Origin of the sequence: Streptomyces sp. CA-249302 (assembly GCF_050936785.1) — a bacterium.
Classification (GTDB): Bacteria; Actinomycetota; Actinomycetes; order Streptomycetales; family Streptomycetaceae; genus Streptomyces.
On sequence record NZ_JBNJMG010000001.1, the window covers coordinates 4,313,754 to 4,338,276 of the forward strand.

Annotated in this window: 16 protein-coding genes and 1 other RNA gene; 8 read left to right on the top strand and 9 right to left on the bottom strand. The window is 70.8% G+C overall.

Annotation, left to right across the window (positions count from 1 at the left end; all coding sequences use genetic code 11):
- The first annotated feature begins 7 nt into the window (after positions 1-7).
- Genes yicI through ACQEWB_RS19335 form a run of 3 tightly spaced genes read left to right on the top strand, consistent with a single transcriptional unit; the run spans position 8 to position 6,229 of the window.
- Entirely contained in the window at positions 8-2,260 is a 2,253-nt protein-coding gene (gene yicI / locus ACQEWB_RS19325; protein WP_432832601.1) for an alpha-xylosidase, read from the top strand.
- Positions 2,260-3,267, top strand: a complete 1,008-nt coding sequence (locus ACQEWB_RS19330; RefSeq protein WP_432832603.1) for a LacI family DNA-binding transcriptional regulator — start codon at positions 2,260-2,262, stop codon at positions 3,265-3,267. The genes yicI and ACQEWB_RS19330 overlap by 1 nt, the downstream gene beginning before the upstream one ends.
- Before the next feature lie 49 nt (positions 3,268-3,316).
- The gene (locus ACQEWB_RS19335) at positions 3,317-6,229 is read left to right on the top strand and encodes a glycoside hydrolase family 3 C-terminal domain-containing protein (RefSeq protein ID WP_432832605.1); all 2,913 of its coding nucleotides are present in this window, start codon (positions 3,317-3,319) and stop codon (positions 6,227-6,229) included.
- A gap of 65 nt (positions 6,230-6,294) precedes the next feature.
- On the opposite strand, the gene ssrA is transcribed toward ACQEWB_RS19335, so the two are convergent.
- The 5 genes from ssrA to ftsE form a co-directional block, all read right to left on the bottom strand.
- Positions 6,295-6,681, bottom strand: a transfer-messenger RNA (tmRNA) gene (ssrA, locus tag ACQEWB_RS19340).
- Positions 6,682-6,766: 85 nt separating this feature from the next.
- Positions 6,767-7,309 (bottom strand): SsrA-binding protein SmpB, encoded by a 543-nt coding sequence (gene smpB, locus ACQEWB_RS19345; protein WP_432843887.1) that lies wholly within the window; start codon positions 7,307-7,309, stop codon positions 6,767-6,769.
- Positions 7,310-7,385: 76 nt separating this feature from the next.
- Positions 7,386-8,567, bottom strand: a complete 1,182-nt coding sequence (locus ACQEWB_RS19350; protein ID WP_432832607.1) for a S41 family peptidase — start codon at positions 8,565-8,567, stop codon at positions 7,386-7,388.
- Between the two features lie 67 nt (positions 8,568-8,634).
- Complete coding sequence (ftsX, locus tag ACQEWB_RS19355; protein WP_432832609.1) at positions 8,635-9,552, bottom strand: permease-like cell division protein FtsX; 918 nt, start codon at positions 9,550-9,552, stop codon at positions 8,635-8,637.
- Positions 9,553-9,607: 55 nt separating this feature from the next.
- Entirely contained in the window at positions 9,608-10,297 is a 690-nt protein-coding gene (ftsE, locus tag ACQEWB_RS19360; RefSeq protein WP_432832611.1) for a cell division ATP-binding protein FtsE, read from the bottom strand.
- A 227-nt stretch (positions 10,298-10,524) separates the two neighbouring features.
- On the opposite strand from ftsE, the gene ACQEWB_RS19365 reads away from it, so the two are divergent.
- Positions 10,525-10,716, top strand: a complete 192-nt coding sequence (locus ACQEWB_RS19365) for a hypothetical protein (protein WP_432832613.1) — start codon at positions 10,525-10,527, stop codon at positions 10,714-10,716.
- A 104-nt stretch (positions 10,717-10,820) separates the two neighbouring features.
- Here ACQEWB_RS19365 and ACQEWB_RS19370 read toward each other — a convergent pair whose 3' ends face one another.
- The 4 genes from ACQEWB_RS19370 to ACQEWB_RS19385 all read right to left on the bottom strand — a co-directional run bounded on the left by ACQEWB_RS19370 (position 10,821) and on the right by ACQEWB_RS19385 (position 16,254).
- On the bottom strand, positions 10,821-11,594 hold the full coding sequence (locus ACQEWB_RS19370; protein WP_432832615.1) for a hypothetical protein: 774 nt from the start codon (positions 11,592-11,594) through the stop codon (positions 10,821-10,823).
- Between the two features lie 295 nt (positions 11,595-11,889).
- A complete protein-coding gene (gene prfB, locus ACQEWB_RS19375) occupies positions 11,890-12,993 on the bottom strand; it encodes a peptide chain release factor 2 (RefSeq protein ID WP_432832617.1) in 1,104 nt (367 codons plus the stop codon).
- Positions 12,994-13,144: 151 nt separating this feature from the next.
- Positions 13,145-14,386 (bottom strand): serine/threonine-protein kinase, encoded by a 1,242-nt coding sequence (locus tag ACQEWB_RS19380; RefSeq protein ID WP_432832619.1) that lies wholly within the window; start codon positions 14,384-14,386, stop codon positions 13,145-13,147.
- A gap of 197 nt (positions 14,387-14,583) precedes the next feature.
- Complete coding sequence (locus ACQEWB_RS19385; protein ID WP_432832621.1) at positions 14,584-16,254, bottom strand: serine/threonine-protein kinase; 1,671 nt, start codon at positions 16,252-16,254, stop codon at positions 14,584-14,586.
- A 366-nt stretch (positions 16,255-16,620) separates the two neighbouring features.
- Between ACQEWB_RS19385 and ACQEWB_RS19390 the strand changes: the two genes are divergently transcribed.
- The 4 genes from ACQEWB_RS19390 (at position 16,621) to ACQEWB_RS19405 (ending at position 24,495) form a co-directional block, all read left to right on the top strand.
- Positions 16,621-20,718 carry an FHA domain-containing protein gene (locus ACQEWB_RS19390; RefSeq protein WP_432832623.1) on the top strand — a complete coding sequence of 1,366 codons (4,098 nt, stop codon included), beginning with the start codon at positions 16,621-16,623 and terminating at the stop codon, positions 20,716-20,718.
- Between the two features lie 163 nt (positions 20,719-20,881).
- Positions 20,882-22,255 carry an ABC transporter substrate-binding protein gene (locus tag ACQEWB_RS19395; protein WP_432832625.1) on the top strand — a complete coding sequence of 458 codons (1,374 nt, stop codon included), beginning with the start codon at positions 20,882-20,884 and terminating at the stop codon, positions 22,253-22,255.
- A gap of 9 nt (positions 22,256-22,264) precedes the next feature.
- Positions 22,265-23,617 (top strand): carbohydrate ABC transporter permease, encoded by a 1,353-nt coding sequence (locus ACQEWB_RS19400; protein WP_432832627.1) that lies wholly within the window; start codon positions 22,265-22,267, stop codon positions 23,615-23,617.
- Positions 23,614-24,495 (top strand): carbohydrate ABC transporter permease, encoded by an 882-nt coding sequence (locus ACQEWB_RS19405; protein ID WP_432832629.1) that lies wholly within the window; start codon positions 23,614-23,616, stop codon positions 24,493-24,495. Before ACQEWB_RS19400 ends, ACQEWB_RS19405 begins: the two co-directional genes overlap by 4 nt.
- The last annotated feature ends 28 nt before the right edge of the window (positions 24,496-24,523 follow it).

The window sequence follows — 24,523 nt, forward strand, 5'->3', positions numbered from 1 at the left end:
CCCCCACGTGAAGTTCACCGATGGTTACTGGCTGCTGCGCGAGGGCGTCACCGCGGCCCACCCCGTCGAGGTGCTCGACGTCACCGCCACGGAAGCCTCGCTGGAGATCCACGCGCCGACGCAGCCCATCCGCCACCGCGGCGACCTGCTGAAGGGACCGGTCGTGACGATCAGCGCCCACACCCCGATGCCGGACGTCATCGGCCTCACCTTCACCCACTTCGAGGGCGAGCAGCCGCGCGGACCCGAATTCGAGGTCCAGGGAGAGGAGTTCGCGGCCCATACCGAGTACGACGAGGAGCACGCGACCCTCACCTCCGGCGCGCTCTCGGCCCGGGTCGCCCGCACCGGCACCTGGCACGTGGACTTCCTCGCGCACGGCCGCACGCTCACCTCCAGCGGCCCCAAGGGCATGGGCATCATGCGGGAGACCGCGACCGGCGCCCACTACCTGCGCGAACAGCTCAACCTCGGCGTCGGCACCTCCGTCTACGGCCTCGGCGAGCGCTTCGGCCCGCTGGTCAAGAACGGCCAGGTCGTCGACATCTGGAACGCCGACGGCGGCACGGCCACCGAACAGGCCTACAAGAACGTCCCGTTCTATCTGACGGACGCCGGCTACGGCGTCTTCGTCGACCACCCGGGCAAGGTGAGCTTCGAGGTCGCCTCCGAGGCGGTCTCGCGGGTGCAATTCAGCGCCGAGACGCAGGAGTTGACGTACTACGTCATCTACGGCCCGACGCCCAAGGACATCCTCCGCAAGTACACGGCGCTCACCGGCCGCCCGGCCCTCCCGCCCGCCTGGTCCTTCGGTCTGTGGCTCTCGACCTCCTTCACCACCTCCTACGACGAGGAGACGGTGACCTCCTTCATCGAGGGCATGCGGGAGCGTGAACTCCCGCTCTCCGTCTTCCACTTCGACTGCTTCTGGATGCGCGAGTTCAACTGGTGCGACTTCCAGTGGGACCCGAGAGTCTTCCCCGACCCGGAGGGCATGCTGTCCCGGCTGAAGGCGCGCGGCCTGCATGTCTGCGTGTGGATCAATCCGTACATCGCCCAGCGCTCCCCGCTGTTCGCGGAGGGCAAGGCGCTCGGCCATCTGCTCAGGCGACCGGACGGCAGCGTCTGGCAGTGGGACATGTGGCAACCCGGCATGGCCCTGGTCGACTTCACCAGCCCGGCCGCCCGCGACTGGTACGCGGCCAAGCTGGAGGCGCTCCTCGCCCAGGGCGTCGACTGCTTCAAGACCGACTTCGGCGAGCGCGTCCCGGTCGACGTGGCCTGGTCCGACGGCTCCGACCCGGAGCGGATGCACAACTACTACACGTATCTCTACAACCGGACCGTCTTCGACGTGCTGCGCAAGCACCGCGGCGAGGGCGAGGCGGTGGTCTTCGGGCGGTCGGCGACGGTGGGCAGCCAGAAGTTCCCGGTGCACTGGGGCGGGGACTGCGAGGCGACCTACGAGTCGATGGCCGAGTCGCTGCGCGGCGGCCTGTCCCTCGGCCTGTCCGGCTTCGGCTACTGGAGCCACGACATCGGCGGCTTCGAGGGCACCCCGACACCGGCGCTGTTCAAACGGTGGCTGGCCTTCGGCCTGCTGTCCTCCCACAGCCGGCTGCACGGCAGCTCCTCGTACCGCGTCCCGTGGCTCTTCGACGAGGAATCGGTGGACGTGCTGCGGCAGTTCACCCGGCTGAAGCTGAGCCTCATGCCCTACCTCTACGAGGCTGCCCGCACCGCCCACGCCGAGGGCGTGCCGATGATGCGGGCGATGGTCCTGGAGTTCCCGGACGACCCCGGGTGCGCGCATCTGGAACGGCAGTACATGCTCGGGTCGGACCTGCTGGTGGCGCCGGTCTTCAGCGACGAGGGGGACGTCGACTACTACGTCCCCGAGGGGACTTGGACCCACTTCCTCAGCGGACGGACGGTGACCGGACCGCGCTGGGTGCGCGAGCGGCACGGCTTCCTGAGCGTGCCGCTGCTGGTGCGGCCGGGCGCGGTGATCCCGGTCGGCGCGGTGGCGGACCGGCCCGACTACGACCATGCCGACGGCGTGACCCTGCGCGCCTACGAGCTCGCGCGGGGCGCGCAGGTGACGGTGCCGGTCGGGGACGTGACCTTCACCGTCGTACGCGAAGGGGACACCCTGCGGGCCTCGTGCAGTGATCCGGTGGCGGGGTGGAGCCTGGCCGCCGGGGACAGGTCCGCCGACGCACCGGCCGGGACCGGGTTCCTCTCGCTGGAGCTGGGCTGATGGTGAAGATCACGGATGTGGCGCGGCACGCCGGGGTCTCCCCCAGCACCGTCTCCTACGCGCTCAGCGGCAAGCGCCCGATCTCCGAGGAGACCCGGCAGCGGGTCGAGGCCGCCATCCTGGAGCTGGGCTACCGCCCACACGCGGGCGCCCGCGCCCTGGCCAGCAGTCGCTCGAACGTCCTCGCGCTGGTCGTCCCCTTACGGACCGGCATCCACGTCCCGGTGGTCATGCAGTTCGCGGTGTCGGTCGTGACGACGGCTCGCCGGTACGACCATGACGTGCTGCTCCTCACCCAGGAGGAGGGCGAGGACGGACTGCGCCGGGTCGCGGACACGGCGTTGGTGGACGCGCTGATCGTGATGGACGTCCAACTCCACGATCCCCGGCTGCCGTTGCTGCGCTCGCTGGACCGCCCGTCGGTGATGATCGGATTCCCGGCCGAGCCGGACGGTCTGACCTGCATCGACCTGGACTTCAAGGCGGCCGGCGAGGCGTGCGTGGAGCATCTGGCGCGGCTGGGGCACCGGGTGGTGGCGTTGGTGGGGTCGCCGCCGGAGGTCTATGTGCGCGGGACGGCGTTCGCCCAGCGGGTGGTGCAGGGGTTCACGGCCGCGGCCGACCGCAGCGGGCTGTCCTCGTCCGTGCACCCGTGCGAGGCCTCGCCGGGGGCCGCCCGCCTGGTCGCCGAGCAACTGCTGCGCGAGCAGCCCGCGTTGACCGGGGTCGTCGTCCACAACGAGGCGATCCTGGAGCCGCTGATCGACGCCTTCGAGCAGCTCGGACTCCGGGTCCCCGGCGACCTCTCGGTCACCGCGATCTGCCCCGACGAACTCGCCGAGACCGTCCGCGTCCCGGTCACGTCCGTCGCCCTGCCCTCGGCCGAGGTGGGCGAACGGGCCGTACAGCTGCTGATGAAGAAGCTGGGCGGCACCGCCGTGCCGGAGGCGACCCTGCTGCCGCCCCGGATGACCGAGCGGGCCAGCACGGCACCGCGCGACGCCTGAGATCCTGCCCAATCTCTTTGTGCAAGGCCCTAGTTGAAGGAGCCGTGACATGAAAGGCAAGCGAAGAAGACCGAGAACCGTTCTCCTGGTGGCCCTGGCCCTCGTCGCCGGGCTAGGCGCCACCGTCCCCGCCCACGCCGACGACCCCGCCTACCCCTTCCGCGATCCGAGCCTCTCCGTCGACGCCCGCGTCACCGATCTCCTGTCCCGCCTCACCCTCGACGAGAAGATCTCCCTCCTCCACCAGTACGAGCCCGCGATCCCACGCCTCGGCATCCAGTCCTTCCGCACCGGCACCGAGGCCCTGCACGGCGTGGCCTGGCTCGGCAAGGCGACGGTCTTCCCGCAGGCCGTCGGGCTGGCGTCCACCTGGGACCCCGCCCTCATCCGGCAGGTCGGCTCGGCGGTCGGCGACGAGGCGAGGGGCTTCCAGCAGACCCGCCCGGCCGGCTGGGGCCTCAACCTCTGGGCGCCCGTGGTCAACCCGCTGCGCGACCCGCGCTGGGGCCGCAACGAGGAGGGCTACTCCGAGGACCCGTACCTCACCGGCTCGATCTCCACGGCATACGGCACGGGCCTGACCGGCGGCGACCCCGACCACCTGAAGACGGCCCCCACCCTCAAGCACTTCCTCGCCAACAACAACGAGGTCAACCGCGACACCACCTCCTCCGAACTGCGCCCGCGCGTCCTCAAGGAGTACGACGAGCAGGCCTTCAAGCCGGCGATCGAGGCTGACGCGGCGACAGGCGTGATGTCGTCCTACAACCTCGTCAACGGCCGCCCGAACACGGTGAACCCGGCCCTCGACGACACCGTCCGCACCTGGACCTCGCAGCGGCTGCTCAATGTCACGGACGCCTTCGCGCCCGGGAACCTGGTCGGCAGCCAGAAGTACTACGGCACCCAGACGGAGGCCGACGCGGCGGCGCTGAAGGCGGGCATCGACAGCTTCACCGACAACGACACCGACTCCGCCCCGACGACCACCGCGATCAAGTCGGCGTTGTCCACAGGCCTGTTGACGGAGTCGGACATCGACAAGGCGGCCGGTGACGTCCTGAACGTCCGTGTCCGGCTGGGCGAGTTCGACCCGGGCGGCGGCAAGTACGGCTCCATCGACGCGTCCGTCATCGACAGCCCGGCCCACCGCGCGCTGGCCCGCGAGTCGGCGACCGAGGCGGCCGTACTGCTGAAGAACCAGTCGGGCGCGCTGCCGCTGAAGAAGTCCGCGAAGGACGTGGCCGTGGTCGGCCCGCTCGCCGACACGCTGTACACCGACTGGTACTCGGGGACCTTGCCGTACGCGGTCACGCCTGCGCAGGGCATCGCGGCGAAGCTCGGCACGTCCGTCGCGAGCAGCGAGGGCGTGGACCGGATCGCGCTGAAGGACGCGGCGACGGGCAAGTACGTGACGGCGGGCACGGGAGACGCGGGCGCCGCCCTGAAGGAGTCGGCGGACACGGGCCCGGCGACCCGGTTCGACGTCTTCGACTGGGGCTCCGGCATCGTCACCCTGCGCTCGGCCGCCAACGGAAAGTACGTGGGCTACAACTGGTCGAACTTCGTCAACGACCAGGCCCAGCCGAACGGTTGGTTCGTCCAGCAGCAGTTCAAGCTGGAGGAGCAGACCGACGGCACATACCTCCTCCGGTACGCCGGCTACGAGACCGCCGAGTCCTGGTGGTCGAACCCCGTCTACCTCGGCCCGACCGGCACGGACGGCACCCTGGGCCTGGTGGCCAAGGACCAGGCCGCGCACTACACGAAGGACGTCGTCCGCAGCGGCGTCGACGAGGCCGTGGCCGCGGTGAAGGGCAGGGACACCGCCGTCGTGGTGGTCGGCTCCGACCCGTCGATCAACGGCCGCGAGGCCCACGACCGCACCGACATGGGCCTGGCCCCCGCCCAGGAATCCCTGGTCAGAGCGGTCCGCAAGGCCAACCCGAACACGGTCGTGATCGTCGAGAACAGCTACCCGACCACGCTCGGCTCGCTCCAGAAGGAGGTCCCCGCCCTCCTCTGGACCACCCACGCGGGCCAGGAGACCGGCAACGCCCTCGCCGACCTCCTCTACGGCGACGCCAACCCCTCGGGCCGCCTCACCCAGACCTGGTATCAGTCCGAGTCCGACCTCCCGTCGATCCTCGACTACGACATCATCAAGTCGGACCGCACCTACCAGTACTTCAAGGGCCAGGCGCTCTACCCCTTCGGCTACGGCCTGTCGTACACCTCCTTCCGCTACGGCGAGCTGAAGCGCACCGGCGACGGCTACGAGGTCGCGGTCACCAACACCGGCACCCGCACCGGCGCAGAGGTCGTCCAGCTCTACACCCACCAGCGCACGTCCCGGGACAAACAGCCGCTGAAGCAGCTGAAGTCCTTCCAGCGGGTGTCCCTGAAGCCGGGCGAGACCCGCACGGTCAAGCTGAAGCTCGGCAGGTCGGACCTGGCCCACTGGGACGTCACGCGCTCCAAGTGGGTGGTGGAGAGCGGCACTTACGACGTCCTGGTCGGCTCCTCGTCCACCGACATCCGCGCCCGCGCGGCCTGGCAGGTGAAGGGCGAGACGATCCCACCGCGCGACCTGTCGAAGACCACCCGCGCCGAGAACTTCGACGACTACTCGGCGATCGATCTGGTCGACGAGTCCAAGGCGAGTGGTACGGCGGTGTCGTCGTCCTCCGCCGGCGCGTGGCTGAAGTTCGCGGACACCCAACTGGGCAAGGGTGCCGATGAGTTCAGTGCCCGCGTCGCCGGTACGACACCCGGCACGGTCGAGGTCCGGCTCGGCTCCCCGACCGGCCCCCTCGCCGGCACCGCGAACTTCACGGGCACGGCATCGCCGTACGACTACACGACGGTGACCGCGAAGCTGTCGGGCGCGGCGAAGGGCCGTACGGACGTCTACCTGGTGCTGTCGAAGGGGCTGCGCCTGTCGGAGTTCAGCCTGAGGTGAGTCCCCGGGTGACCACAAAAAGAGCCTCTGACCTGGATGGGTCAGAGGCTCTTTCGACATGGGATGAGTGGAGATGGCGGGAATCGAACCCGCGTCCAACGGTGCGGAATCAGGGCTTCTCCGTGTGCAGTTCGCTGCGATTTTCTCGGCCCCGGTGATCACGCGAACAAGTCGCCGACGGGCCCAGTCACTGTTTGATTTCCCACCGAACCCCGTGACCGGGCTCGATGGTTTAGTCCCCTAGATTATGCCAGGGTCCGGGTCGGGAACATCCCCGGTCTGACACCCGTTAGGGCCTTCACTCACTGCTTATTAGGCAGCGAGGGCGAAGGCGCGGGAATCGCTCTTGGAATTGGCGATTATTGGTTGCGACATATGGTTAACGAGATCATTGCCGCTTCCTCGACACGCTTCCCCTGCTTCGACAGCCGCTGTCGAAACCGATCATCCCCATGTTGTGTTTTCAAACTGCACGCACCCGCCGTGGGGTGCAACACCCATCGTACGTGACCGACGGACGCCGATGCCACCGTATTCCTACTGGCCCCGCTGCTTCCGCTTCGCCGCCGCGATCGCCCGGTCCGACTCCCGCCGGTCCTGCTGCTCACGCAGGGTCTGCCGCTTGTCGTACTCCTTCTTGCCTCGCGCGAGCGCGATCTCGGCCTTGGCCCGGCCGTCCTTGAAGTACAGGGCGAGGGGCACGATCGTGTGACCGGTCTCCTGGGCCTTGGACTCCAGCTTGTCGATCTCCTCGCGGTGCAGCAGCAGCTTGCGCTTGCGGCGCGCGGAGTGGTTGGTCCAGCTGCCCTGGTGGTACTCCGGGATGTGGGCGTTGTGCAGCCAGGCCTCACCCCGGTCGATCTGGACGAAGCCGTCGGTCAGCGAGGTCCGTCCTTCGCGCAGCGACTTGACCTCGGTGCCGGTCAGCACGAGCCCGGCCTCGTAGGTGTCGACGATCGCGTAGTCGTGCCGGGCCTTCTTGTTCTGGGCGACGATCTTGCGCTTGCCGCCCTTCTCGCCGTCCCTGGCCTTGGCGGCACTCCCGCCCTGCTTGGGCTGGGACTCCTTCGGTACGTACATTCCCTTACTCATAGTGCCGTCCATTTTCGCACTACGGAGGGGTACCGGGGCCAGCCCTTAATCGGGGCCGCTGTGGCTAGTCCGTGTCGCCCAGCCCGCTGAGCACTGTCTCGGCCCTCTGAACAGCCGCTTGCGAGTCCGCCTGCGCCACCGGCAGGTCCGGCGTGATCCCCCGCCCGTCCACGCTCCGCCCCAACGGCGTCCGGTAGTGCCCCACGGTCAGCTCGGCGACGGACCCGCCCGGCAGCCGGCTGGGCATCTGCACCGACCCCTTGCCAAAGGTGCGGGATCCCACGACGACCGCGCGCCCACGGTCCTGCAGCGCCCCGGTCAGCAACTCGGCCGCACTCATCGTCCCGCCGTCGACGAGCGCGACCAGGGGTCTCGTGGTGTCCCCGCCCGCATCGGCGTGCAGCGCCTGCTGCTCACCGTTCACGTCGTACGTGGCGACCAGGCCCCCGTCCAGGAAGGCCGAGGCGGCGGTCACCGCCTCGGTGACCAGACCCCCGGAGTTCCCGCGCAGGTCGAGGATGAAGCCGCTGCCGACGGGAGCCTGCCGGACGGCGTCGCGGACGAGGTCCCCGGCGCCCTTCGTGAACGCGGCGATCCTGATGACGGTCACCCCGCCCGCGAGCTTCCGGACGGTGACCGAGTCCGTGGACAGCAAGGCCCGCCGCAGGGTCTTCGTCCACGCGTGCGTGCCCCGCTGAAGGCCGAGCTGCACCTCCGTACCCGCGGCCGCGTCCGTCGCGTCGCCGCGCAGTAAGGAGACGACCTCGGTGACCGGCTGCCCGTCGACCCGCTCACCGTCGATGCTGCGCAGCCGGTCGCCCGCGCGGAGCCCGGCCGCGGCGGCCGGCGACCCGGAGGCCACCTTGGTCACCTCGATACGGCCGTCCCGCTCGCGCCGCGCCCAGAGCCCGACGCCGGTGTACTGGCCGTCCAGGGCCTCCTCGAACTCCTCGTACTCGCCCTGGGAGTAGACGGCCCCCCAGCGGTCCCCGCTGCGGCTCACGGCCCGCTCGGCGGCCTCCATCGGGGACTTGCCGTCGGCCAGCGCCTCCTCGGCGGCCTTCGCCACGTCCTCGTGGTGACCGGCGGGGACGGCCGAACGGGCCTCGCCCGCCGCGGATTTCCGGTCGGTCTCGGGAAAGGAGCCGGTCGCGGCGGCGGCGACGACCACGCTCGCGAAGAGCAATGTCAGGGCCGCCCCGCGGCGGATGCGGCGGGGCTGACAGAACAGGTCTCGGCCTGACATGCCGGTGAGTCTAGGACAACGCGAAGGGCCGTACGGCTTCTTGACCGTACGGCCCTCTTGGCATGTGTCACACCTTCAGGTACTTGCGCAGCGCGAAGAACGCGGCAAGCGCGGGCATCAGCAGACTCGTGGCCAGGATGAGCGGCAGTTTCGTGAGCACGGCGTCCCAGCCGATGAAATTGATCAGATTCAGCTTGTGGGACAGGTCGAGTCCGTGGTCGATGATGAAATACCGCGCGACCACCAGGAATCCACAGGCGACCGTGCCGCCGATCAGCCCGGCGACCGCGGCCTCCATGATGAACGGCGCCTGGATGTAGAACCCGGAGGCGCCGACCAGCCGCATGATGCCGGTCTCCCGCCGACGGCTGAACGCCGAGACGCGCACGGTGTTGACGATCAGCATCAGCGCGACGACCAGCATCAGCGCCATGACCATCCGCGCCGCCCAGTTCATGCCGTTGAGCAGCCCGAAGAGGTTGTCCAGGATGCCCTTCTGGTCCTGCACGGACTGCACCCCGTCCCGCCCGTTGAAGGCGGTCGCGATGACCTGGTACTTCTCCGGGTCCTTCAGCTTGATGCGGTACGACTCCTGCATCTGGTCCGGGGTGAGGGAGCTGGCCAGCGGGGAGTCGCCGAACTGCTCCTTGTAGTGCTTGTACGCGTCGTCCTGCGACTCGTAGGTGACCGTCTGGACGACGTCCATCTTGTCCAGGTCGGACTTGATCTGCTTCTTCTGGTCGTCGGTGACCGCGCCCTTGGCGCAGTTCGGGTCGGACTCGGCGTCGCTCTTGTTGCAGAGGAAGATCGAGACGTTGACCTTGTCGTACCAGTAGCCCTTCATGGTGCTGACCTGGTCGCTCATCAGGAGCGACCCGCCGAACAGGGCGAGCGACAGGGCGACGGAGACGACGACGGCGAAGGTCATCGTCAGGTTGCGGCGGAGACCGACACCGATCTCTGACAGTACGAACTGGGCGCGCATGGCGTCTTCTTCAGGCCTTTCCGTGGACGGACATCAGACGGCGGTCGAACGGCGGTCAGTGCTGGTAGCCGTAGACGCCGCGGGCCTGGTCACGGACGAGGCGGCCGCCCTCCAGCTCGATGACGCGCTTGCGCATCTGGTCCACGATGTTCTGGTCGTGCGTGGCCATCACGACGGTCGTGCCGGTCCGGTTGATCCGGTCCAGCAGCTTCATGATGCCGACGGAGGTCTGCGGGTCGAGGTTGCCGGTGGGCTCGTCGGCGATCAGCAGCTTGGGCCGGTTCACGAAGGCCCGCGCGATGGCCACGCGCTGCTGCTCACCACCGGAGAGCTCACCGGGCATCCGCTCCTCCTTGCCGCCCAGGCCGACGAGGTCGAGCACCTGGGGGACGGACTTGCGGATCTCGCCCTTGGACTTGCCGATCACCTCCTGGGCGAAGGCGACGTTCTCGGCGACCGTCTTGTTCGGCAGCAGCCGGAAGTCCTGGAAGACGGTCCCCAGCTGGCGGCGCATCTGCGGCACCTTCCAGTTGGAGAGGCGTGCGAGGTCCTTGCCCAGGACGTGCACCTGACCGTGACTGCACCGCTCCTCGCGGAGGATCAGCCGCAGAAAGGTGGACTTTCCGGAGCCGGAGGACCCCACGAGGAAGACGAACTCGCCCTTCTCCACTTCCAGGGACACATCCCTGAGTGCAGGGCGGGTCTGCTTGGGGTAGACCTTGGAGACGTTGTCGAATCGGATCACGGGTGCACCACGGGTAGCCGGGGGTAGATGAGCGTGACCATACGCGAGTCGGGTGTGCAAGCGCAGGCGCCGGTCGGGGTTGAGTAGGGCTTGTGCCTTTTGTACGGGCGCCTGGAGGCGACCCCCGCGCACCCTCCGGAGGAACCTGGCACAGTAGAGGAGGGAACGTTCGCCGACCCTTGGGCGTTCTCCCCACAGAACCACCGTCGGCTAGGAGGGCGAGGCGCATGACGTACGACCGGCTGGTGTGCGCGAACTGCGCGGCGCCCGTGAGCGAGGGCCGGTGCCCCGTGTGCCGTGCGAACCGCGAGCGGCTGCAGCAGGAGAACTTCATGGCGGGGTTCAACCCCATGGCCCTCATCGCCCTGCTGGCGGTGCTGATCGCGGCCGTGGCGCTGCTGGCCCACCAGACCGCCTAGGGCACCCGCAGACCGAGAAGGGCCCGGAGCGTGTGACACGCTCCGGGCCCTTCGTCGTACGACATCCGTACGCTCCGTAGGCGTACGCCTACTGTCGGCTACCGTCAGGCAGCCGCACCGCCACGGCCACCGACCAGGCGGGGCAGGATACGGAAGCCGATGCCGCCCGCGATCATCGTGGCCGCGCCGACGAGCAGGAACGCGGTCTGGCCGGCACCGGTCTCGGCGAGCTGGTCGCCGCTGCCCTGGGCCGAGGTGTCCGAACCGGTGTCGGTGAGGGCCGAGGAGCCCTCCTCCTGGGCGGAGTTGTCGTTGCTGCCGCCGTTGGGGTCGGTCTCGTTGCCACCGGTGGAGCTGGAGCCGCCGGTGGAGCTGGAGCCGCCCGAGGTGCTGCTGCCGCCGGAGGTGCTGTCACCGCCGGTGGCGCTGCCGCCGCTGGTCGTCGTGCCACCGTCAGTGGTGGTACCACCGTCGGTCGTGGTCCCGCCGTCGGTCGTCGTGCCACCGTCAGTGGTGGTACCACCGTCAGTGGTGGTCCCGCCGTCGGTCGTGGTCCCACCGTCAGTGGTGGTACCACCGTCGGTCGTGGTCCCACCATCGGTCGTCGTGCCACCGTCAGTGGTGGTACCACCGTCGGTCGTGGTCCCACCGTCAGTGGTGCCGCCGCCCGAGGTCTCGCCGCCGATCACACCGGCGATGGCGCCGCCGTCGGTGGTACCGCCGTCGCTCGTGCCACCGTCCGTGTCGCCGGTGTCGACGCTGACGCCGACGCCCAGGTCGAGGGCGGAAGCGGCACCGGCGGCGGTCAGCGAGGCACCGGCCGCGATCACGGCACCGGCCGCTATCCGCGCGATGCGGATCCGCGTCTTCTTGGTCATCTGGTTGCTACCCCCAGTAGCTCATCGTCAGTAGGGCGGCGCTCGGGGGCCGTGATCGACGGAGGAGGCGGTTGCGTTGAACCTTCCCCCGGTTCACATGCGCCCCAGAGATACGCATGCCACGCTTAACCCTTCCCATTTTTCAAAGCAACGTCAAGGCCGTTGCGTGCGCAATGTCCAGTTGCGTCTTTTTTACTGGGAGTTGGAACCTGTGAGTGTGATGTAAAACCCAGACAAACGACAACTGCCGCCCTCGGGGCGGCAGTTGTCATGTCGACAAAGTAACTCCTGTCGGTTACTTCTCCTGCTGCTTGCGCCAGCGAATCCCGGCCTCCAGGAACCCGTCGATCTCGCCGTTGAACACGGCCTCCGGGTTGCCGACCTCGAACTCGGTCCGCAGGTCCTTGACCATCTGGTACGGGTGCAGGACGTACGAACGCATCTGGTTGCCCCAGGAGCTGCCGCCGTCCTTGAGGGCGTCCATCTTGGCCCGCTCCTCCTGGCGCTGCCGCTCCAGCAGCTTCGCCTGGAGCACGTTCATGGCGGTCGCCTTGTTCTGGATCTGCGACCGCTCGTTCTGGCAGGAGACGACGATGCCGGTGGGCAGGTGGGTCAGCCGCACCGCGGAGTCGGTGGTGTTGACGCCCTGTCCGCCGGGCCCGGAGGACCGGTACACATCGACCCGCAGCTCGGACTCGTCGATCTCGATGTGGTCGGTCTGCTCGACCACGGGCAGGATCTCGACGCCCGCGAAGGAGGTCTGGCGGCGGCCCTGGTTGTCGAAGGGCGAGATACGGACGAGCCGGTGGGTGCCCTGCTCCACGGAGAGCGTCCCGTAGGCGTACGGCACCTGCACGGCGAAGGTGGTCGACTTGATGCCGGCCTCCTCGGCGTACGACGTCTCGTAGACCTCGGTCTTGTAGCCCTTCTGCTCCGCCCAGCGCAGGTACATCCGCTGAAGCTTCTCGGCGAAGTCGGCGGCGTCCACGCCACCGGCCTCCGCGCGGATGTTGACGAGCGCCTCCCGGGAGTCGTACTCACCGCTCAGCAGCGTCCGGACCTCCATCTCGTCCAGCGCCTTCTTGACGGCGGCGAGCTCGGTCTCGGCCTCGGCACGGGTGTCCGGGTCGTCCTCCTCCTCGGCCATCTCGAAGAGGACGCCGAGGTCGTCGATACGACCGCGGAGGGCCTCGGCCTTCCGCACCTCCGCCTGGAGGTGGGACAGCTTGCTGGTGATCTTCTGCGCCTCGTCCGGGTTGTCCCACAGGGACGGCGCGGCCGCCTGCTCCTCGAGCACGGCGATGTCTGCCCTCAGCTTGTCGAGGTCCAGAACGGCCTCGATCGACTCCATGGTCGAGGAGAGGGACTTGAGCTCTTCGGATACGTCGACGACTGCCACGCCCTCCAGCCTAACGGCTGCGGCAAGGGAGGAGCGCCGGGTACCGGCTGGGGTCTCTTTTTCCGCTTTTCAGCTGACTTTTCAGCCGACCGAGTCGGGCGGTGGGTGGGCATAGGTCCGGGGGTCCAGGGGGCGGAGCCCCCTGGGACGTTCACGGAGACGCCGGTGCCGAACTCGACGTGCCTCCCGGTGTCGCCCCCGCGTCGTCCCCCGACGTCGCCCACCACGTGCCGACCCCCACCGCGGCGACCAGGACCACCGCAGCTCCGCCCAGCACGATCCGCCGACGCCGCGTCACCGCCTTGTTCCGCGCCGACCCCGGCCGCCGCGCACCCGCGGGCCTCGGCACCCGTGCCGTACCCCGGGCCCCGCCCGCCAGCTCATCGGGCCCCGGCACCCTCATCGACGTATGCGTGTCGCGGTTGGAGTCGGCCGGCTTCGCGCCCGGCACCAGCGGGACCGCGCCCCGGCGCCGTACCGGCTCCCCGGACGGCACCGTCGCCTCGCCGTACGCCTCCTCGGCCTCCTCCGGCTCCGCGTCCGGCTCGTCGACGTCCAGCGGCGGCATGCCCGCGATCAGCGGCAGCAGCTCCCGGAGCCGTACACCCAGCTCGGAGGCGCGCAGCCGGGAGGCCGGGGCCTTGGCCAGGCACTGGATGATCAGCTGCCACAGCTCGTCCGGGATGCCGGGGAGGGGGGCGACCGTCTCCGTGACGTGGCGGCGCAGGACCGCGCCCGGGTGCCCGCCGCCGAAGGGCGTGAAGCCGGCGAGGAGCTCGTAGAGGACGGTCGCGAGGGCGTAGATGTCGACCGCGGCTCGCGGCGGGAGGCCTTCCACGATCTCCGGTGCCAGGTAGTCCGGCGTGCCGATGATCTTCGTGGCCCGGGTGCGGCGCGGGGAGTCGATCAGCTTGGCGACGCCGAAGTCGGTCAGCAGGGCCGGGTGGGAGCCGCCGGGGCCCAGCGGGCCCTGCATGTCGAGGAGTATGTTCTCCGGCTTCACGTCCCGGTGCACGACCCCGGCGGCGTGGGCGGCCGCCAGTCCGTCCGCCACGTCCGCGACGATCGCCACCGCCGCCTCCGGCGCCAGCCGCCGGTCACGGTCGAGGCGGGTGCGCAGGTCGGTGCCGCGGACCAGGTCCATGACGAGCGCCAGGTCGTTGCCGTCCACCACCAGGTCGCGGACGGAGACGACGTTCGGGTGCTCGAGGCCCAGCAGCGCCGTGCGCTCCTGTACGAAACGTCCGACGAGTTCCTGGTCGGACGCGAGGTCCTCGCGCAGCAGCTTGACGGCGACGGGCCCGTCCGGCCCCTCGCCGAGCCACACCGTGCCGGCGCTGCCCCGCCCCAGGATCTGGTTCGCGGTGTACCGGCTGCCGATCTTCCGTCCCAAGACTGCTCCTACCGACGCGTGTTGCCGACGCTGCGCCATTCCGGGGGACAACCCCCGGACCCCCAGCCGACAGAGACCAGAATCCCCAGCCGATAAAACTACGCGTCGGACGAGCCAACCTTCACCGCGGAGACGGAAATCACCCGCCGGATGTCGACAAATCCCCAAACCCGGCGCTATTTCAGGGCGGTGGAGCGCTATTTCGTGGCGTTGCCGAGGTCGCCGATCCATCCGGTGACGGTGTCGAACATGTCGGTCAGCTGCTGCCAGTAGCTCTTGGTGGTGCCGATCCAGTCCTGCAGCGGACTGAACTCCCAGACCAGCCACCCGGCCACGAACAGGATGACGATCGTGAAGAGACAGCCCTTCAGGCAGCCGAGCCCCGGGATCTTCATCCGGTTGGGGCTGGACTGCCGCGGCTGACGCGGCTCCCGGACCGGCCGCTGCTGCTCCGGCGGGGGCGCGTACCGCTGCGGCTGCTGGTGCTGCGGCGGGGCGTACTGCTGCGGCTGTTGCTGCTGCGGATAGCCGTAACCCTGCGGCGGTCCCTGCTGCGGTCGCTGCTGCTGGGGCTGGCGCTGCTGCTGCGGGCGCTGCGGCGGCTGCTGCGGCCGGGCGACCTGGCGCTGCGGGCGGCGGCGCAGCGGGTCCTCGTTCGGGTCGAGGTACTGGACCTGCGTCTGCTCGTTCCGGTCGCGGGCGGCGCGCAGCTGGTTCTGCCAGGGGTGCGGCTGCTCGGGCTGCTGTCCCGGCTGCCCCTGCGGCATGGGCGGCATGACGGCGGTCGGGTCGGCCGCTCCGGTGTTCGGGAGTACGGCGGTGGGGTCGGCGGCGCCGACCGGGCCGGGCCTGCCGGTGTGCGGCATGACGTTGGTCGCGGCGTTCGGGTCGTAGGCGCCGACGCCGCTGTGCGGCAGGACCTGGGTGGGGTCGGCGGAGCCGGGGACCGCGGCCGGGGCGAGGTCGGGGCCGAGCAGTGCGCCGACCGCCTCCGCCGCGGCGATCTGCGCGCTGTTCGCGTGCACACCGACGCCCTCGGCGACGACCCGCAGGGCGCGGGCGAGGTTCTCGGCGCTGGGCCGGTGGTCCGGGTTCTTGCTCAGGCAGCGCTCGATGACCGTCCACAGCGGGTCCGGGACCGTGGACGGGCGGCGCGGCTCGGCGCTGAGATGCTGGTGGAGGACCTCCAGGGCCGAGCCGCCGGAGAACGGCGGACGGCCGGTCAGCAGCTCGTACAGCAGGATTCCGGCGCCGTAGATGTCGACGGCGGAGGTCTGCGGGCGACCCTCGGCCGACTCCGGCGCGATGTACGCGGGCGTGCCGACGAACTCGTGGGTGCGGGTCAGGCCCGGGGAGTCGGCCAGGCGCGCGATGCCGAAGTCGGTGAGCATCGGGTGCATCTGGCCGCCCTGCTGGGCGAGCAGGACGTTGGCCGGCTTCAGGTCGCGGTGCACGACGCCGTCGGCGTGGCTGACGGCGAGCGCGTCGGCGATCTGGGCGGTGAGCAGGGCCGCGCCGACGGGGCTGAAGGAGCCGCTCTCGCGCAGGTAGCGGTGCAGGTCGGGGCCCTCGACGAGGTCCATGACCAGCGCCAGCAGATCGCCCTCGACGACCAGGTCGCGCACCCGCACGATGTTCGGGTGGGTCAGCCGGAGCAGGACGGAGCGCTCGCGCAGGAACCGCATCACGATGTCGGGGTCGCTCGCGAGCTCTTCCTTGAGGACCTTGATCGCGACCATCTCGCCGGGCTGACCGGCCACGGCCGCCTCGGCCCCGGCGGTCTCACGCTGGCGGGCTCGCCAGACGGTGCCCGTGGCGCCGCGCCCGAGCGGCTCCTCGAGCAGGTACTTGCTGCCTACCGGCCGCACGTCATGCGCTCCCTGCTGATTGTCTGCGTTCCGACCCACTGTAGTGCCGTGGGTCGCCGGACCGGGTTCTCATCCTTCTGTGCGTCTTACGTACCGGTTGTCGTACATGTTCGAAGGAAAGACGCTCGACTCGGTCCAGCCGGTTGCCCGACCCGGACGTGACCGATCTCAAGCGGTCGCCAGTGAACTACTGATCAGGCACTTTTGAGGGCAGAGCCGACCAATCAAGATCACTTCTGCCGGGACCGTGGGTGCATTGTCAGTGGCAGGTGCGAGGATGCGTGCAGTACTTGGCCGACGTGCTCGTGTGGGGTGGGGGGTAGTCCGCGCCCGCGCAGACCCGCGCAGAAGGGACCGCTGACGGCGATGCAGATCCGGCTGACCGTCGTAGACCCGCTGGGGCCGCCCGAGCGGGCCCGGGGACGCACCGCGAGCTGCGACGTGCTGGTCACGGCGCCCGCCGGCACGGCCCTCGCAGCGGTGGTCTCGGCACTGTCCTCGGCGGTCTCCGGCGACGGGGGCACGGACCGGGCCGAGCGCGGCCGCGGTGGCGGGGGTGCGCAGACCGAGCGCGCTCGGGAGAGCGGCGGCCCGGTGGTGCTGTACGCGGGCGCGGAGCGCCTCGACGACCGCCGCTGCACCCTCGGCGAGCCCCCGCTGATCGACGGCGCGGTGCTCTCCCTGGGCGCCCCGGCCGAGCCCGAGCCCCACCCCGAGCTGGACGACGCCCCGACCCAGCTGCACGTGGTGGCGGGCCCCGACGCGGGCGGCGTCCACCTCCTGCACGGCGGCGAGATCCGCATCGGCCGCTCGGCGGACGCCGACGTCCCGCTCGACGACCCGGACGTCTCCCGCTTCCACTGCGCCATAACGGTCGCGACCGACGGCCGCGTCGCGGTGACCGACCTGGGCTCCACGAACGGCACGACCCTGGACGGCACGCGCGTGCACACGCGCCCGGTCCGGCTCACGCCGGGCGCCCTTCTGCGGATCGGCGAGTCGGCCCTGCGGGTCGCCCCGTCCGGCGGGCCGAGGGCGCGGGTGGCCACTACGCCGGACGGCGAAGGGCACGTCCGGGTGTCCTCCGGCGGTGACTCCGGGAACGGACCGGCCGGGGCGGCACGATCGGACGGGTCGGGGAGTGGCTTCGGGGGCGCGGCGCGGGCGGAGAGCCTGCCGTCCGGGGCGGGTGCCGGGGAGCGAGCAGCGGACGGTGGCCCCGGCCGACGTGGGCCGGACGGAGACAGGGGCGGGTCGACGCCGATGCCGCACGCGCGCGTGGCGGACGGCAGCGATACGGCGGCCAGGGCCTCACGGGGAGCGACAGACACCCGGGGACACGCGTCCGCCGAGCCGCCGGTGGTGCCCGGGCAGGGCGGGGCACCGCGGATCGAGAGCGGCGGGGCGGGCCGTTCCGGGAGCATCCCGGCCGACGGCGGGGACACGCACGCCGGTCGGTTCGGCGTGTTCGCGTGGGAGACGCCGAACGGTGACGGCCAGGAGAGCGCGTCCGACTCCACACCGGCCCACGGCACGGCAGCTCACGGGACATCCCCAGGGGCACCGCGGGGAGCGGGCCATCCCGAAGCCCCCGAACCCCCGGGACCCGGCCAACACAAGGGCACACCCCTCCGTGGCACCGACATCCCGGCGGGCGTGCGCAAGCGTGGCGGGCTCTCGGCATGGGCCCGGCGGCTGGCCGGGGGCCGCGGTGAGCAGGACCCGGACGAGCGCGGCGGACACGACGACGCAGACGGCCCCGTCAGCACGGCCGGCCCCGCTCCCGTCACCGGACCTCAACTCCCGGACACCTGGCCGGACCCGGCGGCGCTGCTGCTGACGGCGCTCGGACCGGGGCCGCGGCTGTGGGAGCGCGGGCCCGGGCACCCGGAGGCGCTCACCGTGCGGCTCGGCACTGCGGATCGCGCGGCGCCCGACGGCACCGGGCTGCTGCCCGCCGTGCCGGTGACCGCGGATCTGCGCGAGGCCGGCGCGCTGGGCCTGGCCGGCCCCCGCGCCCGGCTCTCCGGACTGGCCCGCGCGGTACTGGCCCAGCTCACCGCGCTGCACTCCCCCGAGACCCTGGAAATCGTCCTGATCAGCGCGGACCGTGCCCGCCCGCTGGAGGAGCGCACGGCGGAGTGGTCCTGGCTGGGCTGGCTCCCGCACCTGCGCCCCGGCCACGGCCAGGACTGCCGACTCCTGCTGGCCTACGACCGCGAACAGGCGACGGCCCGCACGGAGGAGCTGCTGCGGCGGCTGGAGGACCAGCAGGCGGAGCGGCGGACAGGGGCGGCGAGGGCAGGGGCGGCCAGGATCCCCAGGCCGGCTTCGGCGCCGTACGCGGGCGGGCCTGGCTCCACGGCGGGCGGCGCCGCCACGGCCGCGGGCCGCGCGGCTCCCTCGCGTCCCGCTGGTCCCGCCGATCCGGCTGATCCCGCGCGCGGGGCCACCCCGGGTGGTCCGGCCGACTCCGGCCTCTCGGGCGTCCACACCTCGCCCCGCGGTGCCGCCCGGCGCCCCTCCTGGGCCCGGGACGACGACTTGGACGACACCTTCGCCGGGCCCCACACCGTGGTCGTCGTGGACGGTGATCCCGGTGGTGCCGACGTGCGCCAGGCGGTGGCGCGGCTGGCGCTGGAGGGGCCGACCGTCGGCATACACGTCGTGTGCCTCGCCGAGACGGCGTCCGCGTCGCCCGCCTCGCCGGTGACGGAGACGTACGAGGCGGCCTGCGCGGTGGCACCGGTGTTCCGGGAGTGCGGCGCGGTCGCGCTGCTGAGCGGCGACGTGTCGACGGCGCTGCGGCTGATGCGGGTGGCGAGGGACGGCACACTCGGTGCGGGTACGGCGGAAGCGCCGGGATCCACCGGATCGACCGGCGTCGGAGGCCTCGTGGACAGGGCGGGCCGCGCAGGCTCCCCCGGCCCGACGGCCCCCGGCGACGACGCCCGCCTCGCCGACGCCTCGTCCACCGGCACGGGCAGGGCCGGTTCGACGTCCGCCGCGGCACACCCTCGTAACGACACCACCGTCACATCACGCGTTCCGGCAGCCCCCGGCACGGCGGCGCACCCTGCTCACCCGGGCGACAGTACGAGCCGGGACACGGCGGCCCACCCGCCGCACGCGAGCACCCCCACGGGCCGAAGCACGGCAGCCGGCCCCCACACAGCCACCGCCTCCGGCCCCCACCCCGGCCCCATAGCCCCCGGAACAGTCGCCCGGGTCGACGCCGTGTCCCTGCCCTGGGCCGAGCGTTTCGCGCGGGCGCTCGCGCCCCTGCGGCTCGACGGCACCTCGGCCGAGCGGCTGGCGCGCGTGTCCGTGCCGTTGCCTCAGACGGCGCGGCTGCTGGACGAGTTGGGGCTGGCGCGGGCCACCCCGGCGTCGTTGATGGCGCGTTGGGCGGACGCGGCGGACGACACGGAGTCGCTCGGCGGACGCGCCCGGGCGGTGCTCGGCGCCGGACCGCGCGGCCCGGTCTGCGCGGACCTCGCCGCCGACGGACCGCATCTCCTGATCGAGGGCCCGGCGGGCAGCGGCCGTACGGAGCTGCTGCGGGCCGTGGTCGCCTCGCTCGCCGCCGCCGAGCGCCCCGACCGACTGGGCATCGTCCTGATGGACGGCCGGGACAGCGTGAGCACGGGGGCGGGCCACGGCGACGGACTGCGCGTGTGCACGGACGTCCCGCATGTGACGACCCATCTGACCGCCAACGACCCGGTCCGCATGCGGGAGTTCGCCCAGTCCCTGAGCGCCGAGCTGAAGCGCCGGGCCGAGCTGCTGGGCCGTTCCGACTTCGCCGAGTGGCACACGGGCCGTGAGCTGTCGGGCCGTATGGTCACCCAGCGGCCCGTCTCGGCCGGGGCCGGCGACCTGGACTCACCGCCCAGTTCGACGATCCGGCTGCGCCCCGGCGCGGCGAGCCGCCGGACGGAGGCGGCACCGCCGTTGCCCCGCCTGGTGGTGATCGTGGACGACCTGGACGCGCTGGTCTCCCCCGCCCTCGGCTCCCCCGGCCGCCCGGCCGCGGGTTCCGTGATGCGGGCGCTGGAGGCGGTGGCGAGGGAGGGCGAGCGCCTCGGCGTCCACCTGGTGGCCGCGACGGGCCCGGACGGCCGTACGGCGGAAACCGAACCCGCCCGCAGGTCCACCCTCCGCGTGACCCTGGACGCCCCCGACCCTTCTCCGGACGCCCCCACCCCGGGCCGCGGCCGGCTGACCACCCCCGACACCCGGACCACCCCCTTCCAGGGCGGCCGGGTGACGGGCCGTATCCCCCGCACCGCGACCCTCCGCCCCACGGTGGTCCCCCTGGACTGGCAACGCATGGGCGACCCGCCGACCCGCCGACCGGTAAGGGAGTTGGGCAACGGCCCGACGGACCTGGCGCTGCTGGCAAGCGCGTTGGAGCGAGCGGCCCGGGAGGTCTCGGCGTCGGAGGTGCCGTCACTTCTGTAGCACCGGTCGGCAGTTCAGCTCATCCGGAGGTGCGCGGTCACGAGGGGGTCACGATCCCCCGGTTGACACAGGACGCGTACTTGCCGACCCATTCCCGCGGGCGTAGACCAGATCACACGGGACAGCGCTCGACGTTCGACGACGAACGAAGAACGGGGCAGTGATGCGCACCACGAGCAGCAAGAACCGGACACGAGGGGCCGCCACGGTAACGGCCGCCCTCCTCACGGGAGCCCTCGCTCTCACGGCCTGCGGCGGCAGCGACAACAAGGACAACAGCTCGGGCGGAGGCAGCTCGGAGAGCAGCAGCGGCCTCAAGCTCCCGAGTCTCAGCGGCCAGACCCTGGAGGTCGCCGCGGTCTGGACCGGCGCCGAGCAGGACAACTTCATGAAGGTGATGGACGAGTTCAAGAAGCGCACCGGCGCCAAGGTCGACTTCGTGCCGACCGGCAACAACACGTCCACCTTCCTCGGTACCAAGATCCAGGGCGGCAAGCCGCCGGACGTCGCGTTCCTGCCCCAGGTCGGCGTGCTGCACCAGTTCGCGGACAAGGGCTGGCTGAAGCCGCTCGGCGCGGACGCCAAGGCCCAGCTCACCAAGAACTTCTCCAAGGGCTGGGTCGACCTGGGCGCCTGGAAGGGCACCCAGTACGGCGTCTACGCGAAGGCCGCCAACAAGTCGCTGGTCTGGTACAACACCGCGGCCTTCGACGCGGCCGGCATCACCGCCGCCCCGAAGACCTGGAAGGACTTCCTGGCCACCGCGCAGACCCTGTCGGACGCGGGCTCCCCCGCCGTGTCGATCGCCGGCGCGGACGGCTGGACGCTCACCGACTGGTTCGAGAACGTCTATCTCTCCCAGGCGGGCCCCGAGAAGTACGACCAGTTGGCCGCCCACAAGATCAAGTGGACCGATCCGTCGGTCACCCAGGCACTCACCACGCTCGCCCAGCTGTGGGGCAAGAACGAGCTGATCGCGGGCGGCAACAAGGGCGCGCTGAACACGGAGTTCCCGAAGTCGGTCACCCAGACTTTCTCCGGTGACAGCCCGGCCGCGATGGTCTTCGAGGGCGACTTCGTCACGGCGAACATCAACGCGGACACCAAGGCGAAGCTGGGCACGGACGCGAAGGTGTTCCCGTTCCCGGCGGTCGGCAGCGAGTCGCCGGTGGTCAGCGGCGGTGACGTGGCGGTGGCGCTGAAGGACGGCAAGGGCGCGCAGGCGCTGCTGACCTTCCTGGCCTCCACCGACGCGGCCGACATCTGGGCGGCGCAGGGCGGCATCCTGTCCCCGAACAAGGAGATGGACCAGTCGAAGTACAAGGACGCGATCACCGGTCAGATCGCCAAGCAGCTGATCGCGGCCGGTGACAACTTCCGCTTCGACATGTCCGACCAGGCCCCTGCGGCCTTCGGCGGCACGGCCGGCGTCGGCGAGTGGAAGGACCTCCAGGACTTCCTGCGCAACCCGAAGGACATCGCGGGCACCCAGCAGCAGCTGGAGGCCGACGCGGCCAAGGCCTACGGCTCCGGCTGACGGCCCGAGATGACATCGGTGGCGAACTCGGCGGGGGGCGCCGGCGCAGTGCCGACGCCCGCCGCGGGACCGGGCAAGAGCGTCATGGGGACGCGGCTGTGGGTTGCGGTGCTCTTCCTGCTGCCCGCGTTCGTGCTCCTCGGGGCGCTCGTGGTCTACCCGATCGGGTACTCGATCTGGCGCAGTCTCTACGACGCCGACGGCTCGGGCTTCGTGGGGCTGAAGAACTACGGCGACATCTTCTCCAACGACGCCACGCTGACCGCCGTACGCAACACGGCGATCTGGGTCGCGGTGGCGCCGGCGATCGTCACCGCGCTGGGGCTGATCTTCGCGGTGCTGACCGAACGGGTGCGCTGGGGTACGGCGTTCAAGCTGATCGTCTTCATGCCGATGGCGATCTCGATGCTCGCGGCCGGCATCATCTTCCGGCTCGTCTACGAGCAGGACCCGAACCTGGGCGCCGCCAACGCGGTGGCCAAGTCGATCCACGACACCTTCGTCTCCTCCTCGGTCTATCCGGGCGCCCGGCCGAACGCGACGGCGAGCGACCTCAAGCCCTCCGGCGGCGGCTCGTTCACCACGACCGGCACGGTGCACGCGGGCACTCCGGCGCTGCTCCCCCTGGTCGGCATCGCGCCCAACAAGCTGCCCGGCAGCCCGGAGAACGCGAAGTCGGCGAGCGGGTCCGGCATCTCCGGCACCGTCTGGCTGGACTTCAAGCTGGGCGGCGGCGGTACGAAGGGCAAGGTCGACCCGGGTGAGAAGGCGCTGAAGGGCGTCAAGGTGGAGGCGGTGAAGGGCGGCAAGGTGGTCGCCTCCGCCAAGAGCGGCGCGGACGGCACCTTCACGCTGCCCGCGTCGGCCGACGGGGCCCGACTGCGGCTGCCGGCCTCGAACTTCTCGGCGCCGTACAACGGGATCGACTGGCTCGGCCCGACGCTGGTGACGCCCGCGATCATCGGGGCGTACGCGTGGATGTGGGCGGGCTTCGCGATGGTGCTGATCGCGGCGGGACTCGCGGGAGTCGACCGCAACCTCCTGGAAGCGGCCCGCGTCGACGGCGCCAACGAGTGGCAGGTCTTCCGAAGGGTCACCGTCCCCCTCCTCGCGCCCGTCCTGGTCGTCGTCCTCATCACGCTGATGATCAACGTGATGAAAGTGTTCGACCTGGTCTACATCATCGCCCCGCAGCCGAGTCAGCCCGATGCCAACGTCCTTGCCCTGCAGCTGTTCCTGTCGTCCTTCGGCGGGGGCGGCAACGAGGGCGTCGGCAGCGCGATCGGCGTCATCCTGCTGCTGCTCGTGCTGCCGGTGATGTTCGTGAACATCCGCCGGCTGAGGAGGGAGCGTCAACGATGACCACTCTCGACACGGCCGTGCGCGGCAGGCGTTCCGTGGCCTCGCGGGTGGCGAGCGGTGCTGCGGGCGGGGTGATGCGGGTCTTCCTGATCCTGGTCGCCGTATTCTGGCTCGTGCCCACCTTCGGGCTGCTGGTCTCGTCGTTCCGCGACCCGACGGACATCGCCGCCTCGGGCTGGTGGAAGGTCTTCACGGCACCCGGTCAACTGACCGCCAAGAGCTACAAGTCGCTCCTGGAGAACGACGCGGTCACCCACTCGCTGTTCAACACCATCTGGATCACGGTCCCGGCCACCCTGCTAGTGGTGCTCCTGGGCGCGATGGCCGGATACGCCTTCGCGTGGATGGACTTCAAGGGCCGCGACTGGTGGTTCCTGGTCGTGGTGGCGCTGCTGGTCGTACCGGTGCAGGTGGCCCTGATCCCGCTGGCCGATCTCTTCGGGAAGATCGGGATCTTCGGCGACATCATCGGCGTGGTGCTCTTCCACGTCGGCTTCGGACTGCCGTTCGCCATCTTCCTGTTGCGCAACTTCTTCGCGGAGATCCCGCGTGAACTCCTGGAGGCGGCACGCCTGGACGGCGCCGGCGAGACCCGGCTGTTCTTCACGGTCGTGCTGCCGCTGGGCGCCCCGGCGATCGCGTCCCTGGGGATCTTCCAGTTCCTGTGGGTGTGGAACGACATGCTGGTCGCGCTGGTGTTCTCCGACTCGCAGTCGCAGCCGCTGACGGTCGCACTCCAGCAGCAGGTACGGCAGTTCGGCAACAACATCGACGTCCTGGCGCCCGGCGCGTTCATCTCGATGGTGATCCCGCTGGCCGTGTTCTTCGCGTTCCAGCGGCAGTTCGTCTCCGGCGTCATGGCGGGCGCGGTCAAGTAGCCGCGCGCAAGCTGAAAGGGGGACTCCG

What these genes read in the sequence shown, in the direction of transcription:
- ACQEWB_RS19350 (WP_432832607.1), bottom strand. Translation starts at nt 8,567, where the DNA reads ATGTCAGGCCGAGACCTGTTCTGTCAGCCCCGCCGCATCCGCCGCGGG.
- ftsX (WP_432832609.1), bottom strand. Translation starts at nt 9,552, where the DNA reads ATGCGCGCCCAGTTCGTACTGTCAGAGATCGGTGTCGGTCTCCGCCGC.
- ACQEWB_RS19390 (WP_432832623.1), top strand. Translation starts at nt 16,621, where the DNA reads ATGCAGATCCGGCTGACCGTCGTAGACCCGCTGGGGCCGCCCGAGCGG.
- smpB (WP_432843887.1), bottom strand. Translation starts at nt 7,309, where the DNA reads ATGTACGTACCGAAGGAGTCCCAGCCCAAGCAGGGCGGGAGTGCCGCC.
- ACQEWB_RS19395 (WP_432832625.1), top strand. Translation starts at nt 20,882, where the DNA reads ATGCGCACCACGAGCAGCAAGAACCGGACACGAGGGGCCGCCACGGTA.
- ACQEWB_RS19370 (WP_432832615.1), bottom strand. Translation starts at nt 11,594, where the DNA reads ATGACCAAGAAGACGCGGATCCGCATCGCGCGGATAGCGGCCGGTGCC.
- ACQEWB_RS19335 (WP_432832605.1), top strand. Translation starts at nt 3,317, where the DNA reads ATGAAAGGCAAGCGAAGAAGACCGAGAACCGTTCTCCTGGTGGCCCTG.
- ACQEWB_RS19405 (WP_432832629.1), top strand. Translation starts at nt 23,614, where the DNA reads ATGACCACTCTCGACACGGCCGTGCGCGGCAGGCGTTCCGTGGCCTCG.
- ACQEWB_RS19400 (WP_432832627.1), top strand. Translation starts at nt 22,265, where the DNA reads ATGACATCGGTGGCGAACTCGGCGGGGGGCGCCGGCGCAGTGCCGACG.
- ACQEWB_RS19330 (WP_432832603.1), top strand. Translation starts at nt 2,260, where the DNA reads ATGGTGAAGATCACGGATGTGGCGCGGCACGCCGGGGTCTCCCCCAGC.
- ACQEWB_RS19365 (WP_432832613.1), top strand. Translation starts at nt 10,525, where the DNA reads ATGACGTACGACCGGCTGGTGTGCGCGAACTGCGCGGCGCCCGTGAGC.